Here is a 13434-nt window from a genome sequence, read left to right as displayed (position 1 = left end):
GCCCAATGTCAGGAGACTAACTCGCCGCCGCCGGAACCCTCAGGCCCCGCCGCCGGTGTGCCGCTATATAGGCCGCACGCTCCGAAGCTGTCAACGACGGGTTTCAGGAAAAGTGACGTTCGGATGACCCCGGCGCGATCCGCCATGTGGACCGACCCTGCGCCGCGCCCTGAGGACTGAGGCCTTCAGAACGGGCGCCGCCTGTGCAAAAGATTTGCGACAGAGCGCGTTTCGCAGGCGTTTTCGGGCCGGCTGCGGGCGGCCGACCGTCGAATCGCGGGGCGATTTCGGTCCATTGGGCCCGCGACCCCGCTCCCGCCGCAGCTTCGCGAACGCCGCCAAGCCTCTGACGCACAAGGGATTGGGTCCTGAGCCGCACTGGCGCCATATTGCCCGCGCCCTGCTTCGCCCCGCGCGCCGTGTTTGATAGACGTGGCGAGACCGCGTCGCGCGGGCTAGGTTCGCCCGCACGTTCGTCGCCTCGCTGTCATGAAGAGGGTTCCGCCCGCCTTGTCCCCCGGACGTGCTTCGCGCAGCCATATGTCGGGCGCTTTCGCGATCGACCTCGGGGTCGAGCCGCCCCTGCGCGTCGACGGACGGCAGGAGGGCCCGCCCGACCCGCGCGCGGTCAGCCTGCGCTGGCTGAGCGGCACCATTCTGACCGGCATGGCCGGCGCGGCGCTTCTGAGCGGCGCGATCTACTCCACCCTCAAGGGAGAGGCCCGCACCGGCGACGCGCCGCGTCTTCTTATGGAGGCGCCCCGCTTCGACGACGACCGCGTCTCCGCCGGCGCGCGCAAGGGCGACCGCCTGACGGCCGAGCCCGAGACGGTGGCCGCCCGCCAGGTGATGAAGATCAGCACCACGACCCGGCACGGCGACCGCGAGGTCGTGAAGATGCGCCAGTTCGTGAAGGTCTCGGCCGGCCTCGCCCAGCAGCCCACGGAGTTCGCGTCCGAGGTCCCGACCTTCGACCCGCTCAAGGTGCTGGCCGAGGCGCCCCAGGACCGGGCGACCCAGCCGACCGATTCCGAGGGCGACCTGTCCTTCACGGTGAAGGACCTCGCGACCACGACGATCGGCGTCGACGAGGGGCCGACCATCCCGCCGATCGAGGTGCGGGCCCGGGTGCGCGAGGCCGCGGCGCTGGAGCTCGCCTCGCGCTTCGCGCCGACGCTCGAGCTGACGCCCGGCGCCCAGAGCCGGCTGGCCTACGCGCCTGAGGCGGTGTCGTCCGTCGCAAGCCCGTTCGATCCCCGCCCCATCGCCGCCAACGTGACGCTGGTCGCGAAGTCCGCGCCCACGCTCGACGCCGACGTCGCGACGGGTCCTGGCGAGCGCGCGGTCCCGATCGCGGTCGACGGCTCGCTCGAAACCGCGCTGGTGCGCGACGGCGGCGCCGCGCTCGACGACGCCCGCGCCATCGCGCAGCGATTCGCGGGGCGCGACGGCTACGGCGTCGCCTCGGTGAAGGCGGGGCAGAAGCTCAAGGTGCTGATGGGGCGCTCCGCCGCCCCCGGCCTCAACCGGCTCCAGCCCGTGCGAGTCAGCCTGTTCGACGCGAGCGGCGAGCATCTGGGCTCGGTCGCGCTGTCGGACCAGGGCGATTACGTCGCGGTCGCCGACGCCTCCGATCTCGCCGACGAGCCCACCGCCGAGGAGATCGCGGACGAGGTCGAACGCCCCGGCACTCCCGGCCGGATGCGGCTCTACAACGGCCTCTACGAGGCGGCGCTCAAGAACGAGGTGCCGAAGGAGATCGTGGACGAGATGGTCCGCATCGTCTCCTACGACGTGGACTTCAACCGGCCGGTCGGCCCGAGCGATTCGTTCGAGGTGTTCTACGACGCCGACGAGGAGCAGGCGGGCGCGCCGGAGGTCACCTACATGGCGCTCAGCCTCGCCGGCGAGCAGCGCCGGTTCTACCGGTTCGAGACCGAGGACGACGGCCTCGCCGACTATTACGACGAGGGCGGCAAGTCCGCCCGCAAGTTCCTGATGCGCAAGCCGATGAACGGCGGCGTCATGCGCTCCGGCTTCGGCTTCCGGCGCCACCCCGTGCTCGGCTACTCCAAGATGCACACGGGCGTCGACTGGTCCGCCCCGGTCGGCACGCCGATCGTGGCCTCCGGCAACGGCACGGTGGAGAAGGCGGGCTGGACCAACGGCTACGGCCGCCAGGTCAAGCTGGTGCACACCAACGGCTACGAGACCACCTACAACCACATGTCCGGCATCGCCCGCGGGGTGAATCCCGGGGCCGCGGTGCGGCAGGGCCAGGTGATCGGCTACGTCGGCTCGTCCGGCCTCTCGACCGGCGCGCACCTGCATTACGAGGTGCTGGTCAACGGCCGCTTCGTCAATCCGATGAAGGTGAAGCTGCCGCGCGGCCGCGAGCTCGACGGTCCGTTGCTCGCCGCCTTCGAGCGCGAGCGCGAGCGCGTCGACGGCATGCTCGGCCGCAACTCCGCGGCGGCCGGCAAACCCGGCGGCGGCGTCGAGGGCGGCTGAGGCCGCACGGCCCGCCCCTAACCCGCAAGGAAAGCGAACGGCGCGGCCGAGAGAGTCTCCCGCCCGCGCCGTTTGCGTGATCAGGCCGCGGCGGCGACCACGCGGGGGCCGACGATGAGGCCGGAGCCGCTCGCCGACACCGCGATCCGTTCGCCGTCGCGCACCTCGCCGGCGAGGATCAGCTCGGCCAGCGGGTCCTGCAGGTACTTCTGGATCACCCGCTTCAGCGGCCGCGCCCCGTAGGCCGGGTCGTAGCCCTTGTTCGCGAGCCAGTCGCGCGCGGCCTGGTCGAGGTCGAGCGTGATCTTGCGGTCGTCCAGCAGCTTGCGCAGCCGGACCAGCTGGATGTCGACGATCGCGCCCATCTGCTCGCGCTTCAGCCGGTGGAACAGCACGATGTCGTCCACGCGGTTGAGGAACTCGGGCCGGAAGTGCGCGCGCACCACGCCCATCACCTCGTCCCGGACCGCCTCGGTGTCCTCGCCCTCGCCCTGGTTGACCAGATACTCGGACCCGAGGTTCGAGGTCATGATCAGCAGCGTGTTGCGGAAGTCGACCGTCCGCCCCTGCCCGTCGGTCAGCCGGCCGTCGTCGAGCACCTGCAGCAGGACGTTGAACACGTCGGGGTGCGCCTTCTCGATCTCGTCGAACAGCACGACCTGGTAGGGCCGGCGCCGCACCGCCTCGGTGAGCGCGCCGCCCTCCTCGTAGCCGACATAGCCCGGAGGCGCGCCGATCAGCCGGCTGACCGAGTGCTTCTCCATGTATTCGGACATGTCGAGGCGCACCATCGCGGTGTCGTCGTCGAACAGGAACGCGGCAAGCGTCTTGGTGAGCTCGGTCTTGCCGACGCCCGTGGGCCCGAGGAACATGAACGAGCCGATCGGCCGGTTCGGGTCCTGCAGGCCGGCGCGGGCGCGGCGCACCGCGGTCGAGACCGCCTGAACCGCCTCGGCCTGGCCGACGACGCGCTTGGCGAGCTCGTCCTCCATGCGCAGCAGCTTGGCGCGCTCGCCCTCAAGCATCTTGTCGACCGGCACGCCGGTCCAGCGCGAGACGATCTGCGCGATCGAATCGGGCGTCACCACCTCCTTCACCAGGTCGCCGGCGACCGCGCCCGCCTCCTCGGTCTCCTTCAGCTCGCGCTCGAGCTTCGGGATGACGCCGTAGGCGAGTTCGCCGGCGCGGGCCAGATCGCCCTGCCGCTGCGCCTGCTCCAGCTCCGTCCGCGCCTTGTCCAGATTCTCCTTGAGGGTCTGGGCGCGGCCGAGCTTGTCCTTCTCGTTCCGCCAGCGCGTGGTCAGCGCGTCGGCCTCCTCCTGCAGGCCGGCGAGCTCGGTCTCGAGCTTGACGAGTCGGTCCTTGGAGGCGTCGTCGGTTTCCTTCTTCAGCGCCTCGCGCTCGATCTTGAGCTGGATGATGCGGCGGTCGAGCTCGTCGAGCGGCTCGGGCTTCGAATCGACCTGCATCCTGAGCCGCGCCGAGGCCTCGTCGACGAGGTCGATCGCCTTGTCGGGCAGGAAGCGGTCGGTGATGTAGCGATCCGAGAGCGTGGCCGCGGCGACGAGGGCCGAATCCGCGATCCGCACGCCGTGGTGCAGCTCGTACTTCTCCTTGATGCCGCGCAGGATCGAGATCGTGTCCTCGACCGTAGGCTGGGAGACGAACACGGGCTGGAACCGGCGCGCGAGCGCGGCGTCCTTCTCGACGTGCTTTCGGTACTCGTCGAGCGTGGTCGCGCCGACGCAGTGCAGTTCGCCGCGGGCGAGCGCGGGCTTCAGCAGGTTCGACGCGTCCATCGCGCCGTCCGCCTTGCCGGCGCCGACGAGCGTGTGCATCTCGTCGATGAACAGCACGACGCCGCCCGCCGCCGACTGCACCTCGGACAGCACGGCCTTCAGCCGCTCCTCGAACTCGCCGCGGTACTTCGCGCCCGCGATCAGCGAGCCGAGGTCGAGCGACAGCAGCTTCTTGTCCTTGAGCGATTCCGGCACGTCGCCGTTCACGATGCGGAGCGCGAGGCCCTCGACGATCGCGGTCTTGCCGACGCCGGGCTCGCCGATCAGCACAGGGTTGTTCTTCGTGCGCCGCGAGAGAACCTGGATGGTGCGGCGGATCTCCTCGTCGCGGCCGATGACCGGGTCGAGCTTGCCGTCGCGCGCCGCCTGGGTCAGGTCGCGGGCGTACTTCTTGAGCGCGTCGTAGGCGTTCTCGGCCGTGGCCGAATCCGCGGTGCGGCCCTTGCGCAGCTCCTCGATCGCCGCGTTCAGCGCCTGCGCGGTCACGCCCGCGGCGGCGAGCGCCTTGCCGGCCTCGGTGTCCTTCTCGACGGCGAAGGCCGTGAGCAGCCGTTCGGCCGTGACGAACTGGTCGCCGGCCTTCTTCGCCATCTCTTCGGCGCTGGTGAAGATCCGCGCCGTCGCGGGCGCAAGATAGAGATTGCCGGCTCCGGCGCCCCCGACCTTGGGCACCTTGCGCAGGGCGGCCTCGAGCGACGCGCGCGCGTCCGCGGAGCGGCCGCCGGCGCGATCGATCAGGCCGGAGGCGAGGCCTTCCGGATCGTCGAGCAGCACCTTGAGCACATGCTCCGGAAGGAGCTGCTGGTGGCCCGCGCCGGTCGCCGCAGCCTGCGCGGCCTGAAGGAATCCGCGCACCCGTTCGGTGTAGATTTCTGGATTCATCAATCCCTCCTCTGGTGAGCGCGCCGGATCGCTCCGCTGCCTGTCGCCAAGCCTCCGCGGCGGGAAACGTTCTCGGTCTCCGCCGACGCCTCGATCGTCTCCGCCTGTCCGGCGGACGGACGCCCCGCTCAGGCGGCTGCGTCCAAGACCGATATGGGTGTTGCCATTTGGTCACAAAAGGGGATGGTAGCCGTCTTCGCGCGCTTTTCCTTGATCAGCATCAGGATCGTCTCGAATGCCTCAAACCGTCGGCCGGATCGCGGCGCTGCGGCGCTACCCCGTGAAGGGCCTCTCGCCTGAGAACCTCGAGGCGATCGACGTGCTCCCAGGCCAGCCGATCGCGGGCGACCGGAGCTTCGCCATCGAGAACGGCCCGTCCGGGTTCGATCCGGCGGCGCCGGCCTTCATTCCAAAGCAGCGCTTCCTCTGCCTCATGAAGAACGCACGGCTCGCGGGACTGGCGACGACCTTCGATCTCGCTTCCTCGACTCTCACCGTGCGGCGCGGCGAGGACACGGCGCTGACGGCAGACCTGTCGTCCGAGGAGGGGCGCGCAGCGACGGCGGCCTGGTTCACCGCGTTCATGGACGGCGAACTGAACGGTCCGCTCACGGTGCTTCCCGCGCCGGGCGGCCACACGTTCTCCGACACGGCGAAGGGCTTTCTCTCGCTGATCAACCACGCCAGCGTGACGGCCGTCGGCGCGATGGTGAACGCGGCCGTCGATCCGCTCCGCTTCCGCGGCAACCTGGAGATCGAGGGCTTCGACGCCTGGGAGGAGCTGGACTGGGCCGGACGCGAGTTGGTCTCCGGGGAGGTCCGCATGACGGTGGTCAAGCGCACGGTGCGCTGCGCGGCGACCAATGTGAACCCCGCGACCGCGGAACGCGACCTCAAGATCCCGGCGACGCTGATGAAGGGCTTCGGCCACGCCGACTGCGGCGTCTACGTGGAGGTGACGGCGCCCGGCCGGCTGGAGGTGGGCGCGCCGATCGCGCTCGCCTGAGGGGTTCGGCCGGGAGGCCTCCGTCACCGTTCAGGATGCCCCAGGCGACCTCTCATCCGGCGCTTAGGCGCCACCTTCTCCCGCAAGGGGAGAAGGGAATTACGCGCGCTTTCACGCGGTCGCTGGCGTGGGTCCGCTCGCGGCGCCGCCGTGAACATGGCCGGCTTCAGGCTCGAGCGGCATCAGACGCATCGTCGCGAGGAAGACCGCGAGCGCGATCAGCGCCACGGCGCCGTGGCCGAGGAAGGCGACGCCATAGCCGGTGAAGCCGGTCTCGATCCCGAGCGCCGAAAGCCAGCCCCGCCCGTCCTGCACGAGATAGCCCGCGGCGGTGGTGCTGAGGCTCGCGCCGATCCCCTGCACCGTCATCACCGCGCCGAGGCCGACGTTGAACCGGCCGGTGCCGCGCAGCATGCGGGCGACGAGGGCGGGCGTCACCACGCTCAGGATGCCGGCGCCGACGCCGTCGAGCATCTGCACCGGGATCGCGATCCAGGCGTCGGTGACCGAAGCCGCCACGATCCCGCGGATCGGCAGGGCGACGAGCGCGGCGAGCAACAGCGGAACGTAGCCGTAGCGTTCGGCGATCCGCGCGGCGAACAGCGCCATCGGCACCATGACGGCCTGGGCGACGATGATGGCGACGCTGGTCCAGAACACGGCGTTGCCGAGGCCGAGCGCTTCGATGCGCTGCCCGACCAAGGGCAGCATCGGCGCGTTGCCGAAATGGAAGAGCATCAGGATGAGGCCGAAGATCAGCAGCGCCGGCGTCTTGAGCAGGACCGAAAATCCCGACGCGCCATTGTCTTTCGCGCTCTTGTCGAGGCCTCGGGCGACGTCATGGTCGATCGCGCTCTCCTTGATCGCGAGCGTCGCGGCGATCGACCCGACCGCCATCGCGATCATCACGAAGAACACCGCCTGGATGCCGACGAGGTAGGAAAAGCCCGCGCAGGCGACCGCGGCGACGACATTGCCGCCGTGGTTGGCGGCTTCGTTGCGGCCGATCTGGTGGGAGAACTCCTTCGGTCCGACGATCCCCAGCGTCATCGCGGCGATCGCGGGCGGGATCACCGCGCCGACGACCCCGGTGAGCACCTGGCTGATCGAAACGACGGGAAAGCTCGGGAAGTAGAGGATCGCGAGGCAGGCGGCGGTCACCGCGAGCGCGGCGGCGAGCGTGACCATGCGCTTGCGCCGGGTGGCGTCGACGAAGGCGCCCATCGGCGTCGTCGCGATCATGCCGGCGAGACCGCCGATGGTGAGGACGTAGCCGATGTCGATCGCCGACCAGCCCTGACCCTGCAGGAAGATCGCGAGATAGGGACCGAGCCCGTCGCGGACGTCGGCCAGGAGGAAGTTGAGCGTGGTGAGCGCGGCGATCGTGTTCATGGCGACGTTTTCCGGAAGAGGAACCGCTCCGTAGATCCTCGATCAACGCCGCGTGATCGCCGAGATGGCGCACACGGCATGGTCGCCAAGATCGACCTTTGCGCCTGCGACAAAAAAGGCCGGAGCGTCGCCGCTCCGGCCTTTCAAAACGTCAGTCGCGGACCGTCAGTCGGTCGCGACGTCCGACGGCGGGGGCGCGTCGCCGGCCATCGCGGGCGCGCCGTCTTCTCCGGCCGCGCCGCGGCCGTAACGCCCGTAGCGACGGCGACGGCCGCGGGCCGGAGCCCGGCCCTCGCCCTGGTCGTCGGTCGAGATCGTCTCGTCCGCGGGAGCCGCGGCGAGCGGGGCTTCCGCGACGTCTGCCGCCTTCGGCGCGTCGGGCTCGCCCACGAAGGCGGGAGGCGTGGGAGCGGGAGCCGCTGCGACCGGGGCCGGGGCCGGGGCCGGCTGCGGCGCGCCGCCGGTGATGAAGGCCGGAAGCGCGTTGGCCACCGGCTCGTCGTCCGTCGCCTCGGGGCGCGGCCCGCGCGGCTGCTGATCCCTGCGGTCACGCCGGTCGTTGCGGTCGAAACGACGCGGCTGGTCGCCGAAGCCGCCCTGTCCGGCGACGTTCTGGCCCCCGGCGTTCGGACCAGCGGCGTTCGAACCGCCGTTCTGGCCGCCGTTCTGCCCGTTCTGACCGCCGCCGCCATTGGAGTTGGCGTAAGGGTTCTGTCCGCCGCCGTAGTTTTGACCACCGCCCTGAGGACGGCCGTTCTGGTGGCGCTGTCCGCCGCCCTGGCGCTCCGCGCCATAGGACGGCTGGCTGTTGTTCTGGCCGTTCGGCTGGCCGTAACCGTTCGGCTCGCCGCCCTCCAGGCCGTCGTCGTCCTCGTCCGGATCGACGAAGTCGTCGGCGTCGGCGCGCACGAAGGTCTGGTGAGGCTGATACTGCGCCTGCGCCGCCGCGAGCAGCCGGTAATAGTGCTCGGCGTGCTGCATGTAGTTCTCGGCGGCGACCGGATCGCCCGAGGACGTCGCGTCGCGCGACAGCTGAACGTACTTGTCCGCGATGGTGCCCGCGGTGCCGCGGATCTTCACGTCGGGACCGTTCGACTCGTAGCTGCGGGTCAGCGGGTTCGGCCCCTTGCCGCCTCCCCCGCCGCCACCGCCGCCTCCACCACCGCCGCCACCGCCGCGGTTGCGCCCGCGGAGGCGCTTCGCTTGTCCTTGCCTCATGGCGTTCAAATCAGCACTCGTTCTGGATTGAGGGCCCGTCAGGGCCGGGGACCGAGACCGGATCCGGGCGCGCGCTGACTCTCCCGCCGGGGCGGGGCGTCCAACCCGGCCGCCCTACGCCGCCAGCCGAAGCTGGCGCGCAAAGCAACCCGGCGTCCGCTGCAAAGCCGAAGCCCTGCGCGGCGATCAGGCGCGATCGAAGCGGTGCGTCGATCTTTCGAGTCCGGTCGCCGGCAGATCCGTGCGGACGCGGTTTCGAAATTATCCGTCCGTCGCTCTCAGGCCTCGTTCTCGCGAACCAGGCGGGCGGCAGACGATTCCGATAAGTAAGATAGCGGCTCGGCCTTCGCTTTCCAAGGGGTTTTTACCGCTTACGCAGTCGCCCTCATCACCAGCGCCCTCGGCACGCCGCCGAGATCGACCTGTGCCGGGCCGTCGACCCGCAGGTTGGCCTGCAGGGCGAGGCGCGTCACGCCGGCCTCCTGACCGGCGCCGAGCTCGAGCACCGCTGTCCCGCCCGGGCCGAGGCGAGCGGGCAGATCCGCGACGATGGCGCGGTAGGCGTCGAGGCCGTCGGCGCCGCCATCGAGCGCGCGGGCGGGATCGTGCTCCCGCACCTCGCGGTCGAGCCCGGCCATGTCGGCGCTAGCGATGTAGGGCGGATTCGAGACGACGAGATCGAAGCGGCTCCCGAGCGCCGTCGCCCAGTCGCCGACGACGACGCGCACGCGCGCCCCAAGGCCGAGGCGTTCGGCGTTGGCGCGCGCGGCGCGCGCGGCGCCGAACGAGCGGTCGACGCCCAGCCCCGTGGCGCGCGGAAGTTCGGACAGCAGCGCCAGCAGGATGCAGCCCGAGCCGACCCCGAGGTCGAGAACCGCGATCGGCCGATCGCGCCCGCCGACGGCGTCGAGCGCCGCCTGCACAACGGTCTCGGTGTCGGCGCGGGGGGCGAGGGTCTCGGGCGCGAGCGTGAAGTCGAGCCCCCAGAACTCGCGGCGGCCGAGGATCCGGTCGACGGGCTCGCCGCCGAGACGCCTCAGGATCAGGTGTTCCAGCCGCGCCAGGGCGTCGACGTCCACAGGCTCGCCGGCTCTGGCGATCAGCTGGGCGGCGTCGAGGCCGAAGGCCTCGCGGGCGAGCGCCCGGGCGTCGGCCTCGGGCGTGTCGATCCCGGCCGCGGCGAACCGCGACGCGGCGGCGCGCGCGGCCTCGCCCAGCGTCACGCCGCCGCGTCCTCGGAGGCCAGAAGCCGGGCGCGCTGCTCGGCCGACAGGGCGTCGATCAGCTCGCCGAGGGCGGTTCCCTCCATCACAGCGTCGAGCTTGTAGAGCGTGAGGTTGATGCGGTGGTCGGTGACGCGACCCTGGGGGAAATTGTAGGTGCGGATGCGTTCGGAGCGGTCGCCGGAGCCGACCTGGATCCGCCGGGCGCCGGCGCGCGCGCCGTCCACCCGCTCGCGCTCGATGTCGTAGAGCTTGGCGCGCAGCAGGGCGATGGCGCGGGCGCGGTTGCGATGCTGCGAGCGCTCGTCCTGCACGGCGACCGCGATGCCGGTCGGCAGATGCGTCACCCGGACGGCGGATTCGGTTTTGTTGACGTGCTGGCCGCCCGCGCCCTGCGCCCGGTAGACGTCGAACCGCAGCTCCGAATCGTCGAGCGCGACGTCGACCTCCTCCGCCTCCGGCAGCACGGCGACCGTGGCGGCGGAGGTGTGGATGCGGCCGGAGCCTTCGGTCGCCGGCACGCGCTGCACGCGGTGGACGCCGGATTCGTACTTCATGCGCCCGAACACGCCGCGCCCGGCGATCTCGGCTACGATTTCCTTGTAGCCGCCCATGGCGCCTTCGCTGGTCGACAGCACCTCGACCTTCCAGCCGCAGGCGTCGGCGTAGCGCTGGTACATGCGGAACAGGTCGCCGGCGAACAGCGCCGCCTCGTCGCCGCCGGTGCCGGCGCGCACCTCGAGGATGACGCCGCGCGCGTCCGCCTCGTCCTTCGGCAGCAGTTCGATCTGCAGCGCCGCGGCCGCCTCGTCCCGACGACCGCGGGCCTCGTCGAGCTCGGCGCGGGCGAGGTCGCGCATCTCGGCGTCGGTCCCTCCGTCCGCGACGAGGTGTTCGAGGTCCTGGATCTCGTCCTCGGTCGCGCGCAGGGCGCGGATGGCCTCGACCACGGGTTCGAGCTCCGCGCGCTCGCGGCCGAGCCGCGCGAGTTCGGCGCCCTCGGTCGTCTGCCCGAGCGCGTGGTCGACCGCCGCGAAGCGCTCGACGAGAGCCTCAAGCTTGTCTCTGGGAAGCTCGACGCTCACGGCTCGATCTGAAGCCCCCGGGACCTCGCGTAATCGCCGAGTTCGGCGCGCAGCGAATGCCCCCCGTCGAAGCGCTCGAGACGCGGGCGCACGAAATTCGCGACGTCGCCGGCGTCGAGGTCCAGCAGCATGGCCTTCACCGGGCCGATCGCGGCCGGCGAGACCGACATCGAGCGGTAGCCGATGGCGACCAGCGCCATGGCCTCGAGCGGCCGGGCTGCGATCTCGCCGCACAGCGTCACCGGCTTGCCCGCCGCGCCCGCGACCGCCGTCACGCGCGCGAGCGCCCTCAGGAACGCGACGTCGAGCGGATCGAAGCGGGAGGAGACCTTGGCGTTGCCGCGGTCGACCGCGAACAGGAACTGCATCAGGTCGTTGGAGCCGACCGAGAGGAAATCGACCCGCCGGACGATCTCCTCCAGCTGGAACAGCAGCGACGGCACCTCGACCATGACGCCGAGGCGCACCTTCGCGGGCGCCTCGAAGCCGTGGGCGGCGAGCCGCGCCTGCTCGCGCTCCACGATCGCCTTCGCCTCGTCGAACTCCGAGACGCAGGAGACCATGGGGAACATGATCTTGAGCTCGCGCCCGCCGGCCGCCCGCAGCAGGGCGCGGATCTGGGTTCGCATCAGCGCCGGGCGGTCGAGGCCGAGCCGGATCGCGCGCCAGCCGAGCGCCGGGTTCTCCTCGGGCTCCAGCCGCATGTAGGGGAGCACCTTGTCGCCGCCGACGTCCAGCGTGCGGAAGGTGACCGGCTTGTCGCCGGCGGCGTCGAGAACGGCGCGGTACAGAGCCTCCTGCGCGGCCGTCTTCGGCAGCGAGGGCGCGACCATAAACTGAAGCTCGGTGCGGAACAGGCCGATGCCGGCGGCGTTGGTCTCGGGGATGTGCGGCAGGTCGACCAGGAGGCCAGCGTTCAGCATCAGCGCCACCTCGACGCCGTCCCGCGTGCGGAACGGACGGTCGCGGAGCGCGCGGTACTGCTCCTGCTTGCGGGCGCGGAAGCGGACCTTGTCGGCGTAGGCGCGCTCGACGTCGGCCGTCGGGCGAATGTGCACCTCGCCGGAAAAGCCGTCGACGATGATCGGGTCGCCCGCCTCGGCGAGGCCGGTCGCGTTCTCGAGCTGGCCGATGGCCGCGATCCCGAGCGCCCGGGCGACGATCGCCACATGGCTCGAGCCGGAGCCCTCCTCGAGCACGAGGCCGCGCAGCCGCGTCCTGTCATACTCCAGCAGCGCCGCCGGGCCCATGGAACGGGCGACCACGATCGCGTTCTCCGGCAGCTCCTCCCGCGGCCGGGAGGCGTGGTCCGGCGACGCCAGTTCGCGCAGCAGCCGGTGCGCGAGGTCGTCGAGGTCGTGCAGGCGCTCGCGCAAATAGGGATCGGTCTGGCGCTGCATGCGCGCGCGGGTATCGGACTGGACCCGCTCGACCGCGGCCTCAGCGGTCAGGCCGGTCATCACCGCCTCGTGCAGCCGCTTCCCCCAGCCACGGTCGTGGGCGAACATGCGAAAGGTCTCGAGCACGTCGCGATGCTCGCCGGCGCGGGCGACGTCGCCGTCGTCCAGCAGCACGTCGATCGACGCGCGCAGCCGCACAAGGCCCTCGTCGAGCCGCTTCAGCTCCTTGTTCACGTCCTCGGCGATGAAGTTCTTCACCACGATCTTCGGCTCGTGCAGAACCACGTGGCCGAGACCGATGCCGTCGGACAGCGAGACGCCCGCCGAGTGCGCGGGCCTGCGGCCGACCGTCTCGGCCCCGCCGGGGCCGGACAGCTCGCCGCTCGCCACCATCTCGGCGATCACCATCGCCGTGGTCTGGAGCGCCTCGACCTCTTCGTCGGAGTAGGTGCGGTGGGCCTTGTTCTGGACGACGAGCACGCCGAGCGTGTTGCCCGAGCGCAGGATCGGGACGCCCATGAAGGAGTGGTAGATCTCCTCGCCCGTCTCCGGCTTGTAGGAGAACGAGGGATGCGCCTGGGCGTCGGACAGGTTGACCGACTCGGCCTCGTCCGCGACGAGGCCGACGAGGCCCTCGCCCTTCCGCATGGTGGTGCGGTGGACGGCGTCCCGGTTCAGGCCTTCGGTGGCGAACAGCTCAAGATCGTTGTCCGACCGCAGCACGTAGACCGAGCAGACCTCGGCCACCATGTTGGCGGCGATCAGCACCACGATCCGGTCAAGGCGCTCCTGCGCCGTGACCGGCTCCGCCATGACCTCCCGCAGCCGGCGCAAAAGCACGCGCGGGCCGCCATACGCGCCTCGCATCTTCCGCTCTCCGGGTGGGGGGCTATGCGCCCTTCAACGCCCCTGCGCAGC

8 protein-coding genes are annotated in these 13434 nt (G+C 71.1%); 2 read left to right on the top strand and 6 right to left on the bottom strand.

Going from position 1 to position 13434, the window contains the following annotated elements; translation table 11 throughout:
- The first annotated feature begins 540 nt into the window (after positions 1–540).
- Positions 541–2511: a M23 family metallopeptidase gene (locus JOD31_RS11230; protein ID WP_204950383.1), complete on the top strand. Its 1971-nt coding sequence runs from the start codon at positions 541–543 to the stop codon at positions 2509–2511.
- Between the two features lie 80 nt (positions 2512–2591).
- On the opposite strand, the gene clpB is transcribed toward JOD31_RS11230, so the two are convergent.
- On the bottom strand, positions 2592–5192 hold the full coding sequence (gene clpB / locus JOD31_RS11225; RefSeq protein ID WP_204950382.1) for an ATP-dependent chaperone ClpB: 2601 nt from the start codon (positions 5190–5192) through the stop codon (positions 2592–2594).
- A gap of 235 nt (positions 5193–5427) precedes the next feature.
- On the opposite strand from clpB, the gene JOD31_RS11220 reads away from it, so the two are divergent.
- Positions 5428–6198, top strand: coding sequence for an MOSC domain-containing protein (locus tag JOD31_RS11220; protein WP_204950381.1), 771 nt, complete (start codon positions 5428–5430; stop codon positions 6196–6198).
- A 111-nt stretch (positions 6199–6309) separates the two neighbouring features.
- Here the strand turns inward: JOD31_RS11220 and JOD31_RS11215 are convergent, their stop codons facing one another.
- The 5 genes from JOD31_RS11215 to ptsP form a co-directional block, all read right to left on the bottom strand.
- Positions 6310–7590 carry an MFS transporter gene (locus JOD31_RS11215; RefSeq protein ID WP_204950380.1) on the bottom strand — a complete coding sequence of 427 codons (1281 nt, stop codon included), beginning with the start codon at positions 7588–7590 and terminating at the stop codon, positions 6310–6312.
- A gap of 165 nt (positions 7591–7755) precedes the next feature.
- The gene (locus JOD31_RS11210; protein WP_204950379.1) at positions 7756–8808 is read right to left on the bottom strand and encodes a DUF4167 domain-containing protein; all 1053 of its coding nucleotides are present in this window, start codon (positions 8806–8808) and stop codon (positions 7756–7758) included.
- A gap of 371 nt (positions 8809–9179) precedes the next feature.
- Positions 9180–10031 carry a peptide chain release factor N(5)-glutamine methyltransferase gene (prmC, locus tag JOD31_RS11205; protein ID WP_204950378.1) on the bottom strand — a complete coding sequence of 284 codons (852 nt, stop codon included), beginning with the start codon at positions 10029–10031 and terminating at the stop codon, positions 9180–9182.
- Positions 10028–11116, bottom strand: a complete 1089-nt coding sequence (gene prfA / locus JOD31_RS11200) for a peptide chain release factor 1 (RefSeq protein ID WP_204950377.1) — start codon at positions 11114–11116, stop codon at positions 10028–10030. The genes prmC and prfA overlap by 4 nt, the downstream gene beginning before the upstream one ends.
- Positions 11113–13383 carry a phosphoenolpyruvate--protein phosphotransferase gene (gene ptsP, locus JOD31_RS11195; RefSeq protein ID WP_204950376.1) on the bottom strand — a complete coding sequence of 757 codons (2271 nt, stop codon included), beginning with the start codon at positions 13381–13383 and terminating at the stop codon, positions 11113–11115. Before ptsP ends, prfA begins: the two co-directional genes overlap by 4 nt.
- Positions 13384–13434 lie beyond the last annotated feature (51 nt).

The sequence above is a fragment of the Methylopila capsulata genome (assembly GCF_016907975.1).
GTDB classification, from domain to species: Bacteria; Pseudomonadota; Alphaproteobacteria; order Rhizobiales; family Methylopilaceae; genus Methylopila; species Methylopila capsulata.
Note: the sequence above shows the minus strand (reverse complement) of the source record. Positions and strands in the feature narration are given on the sequence as shown.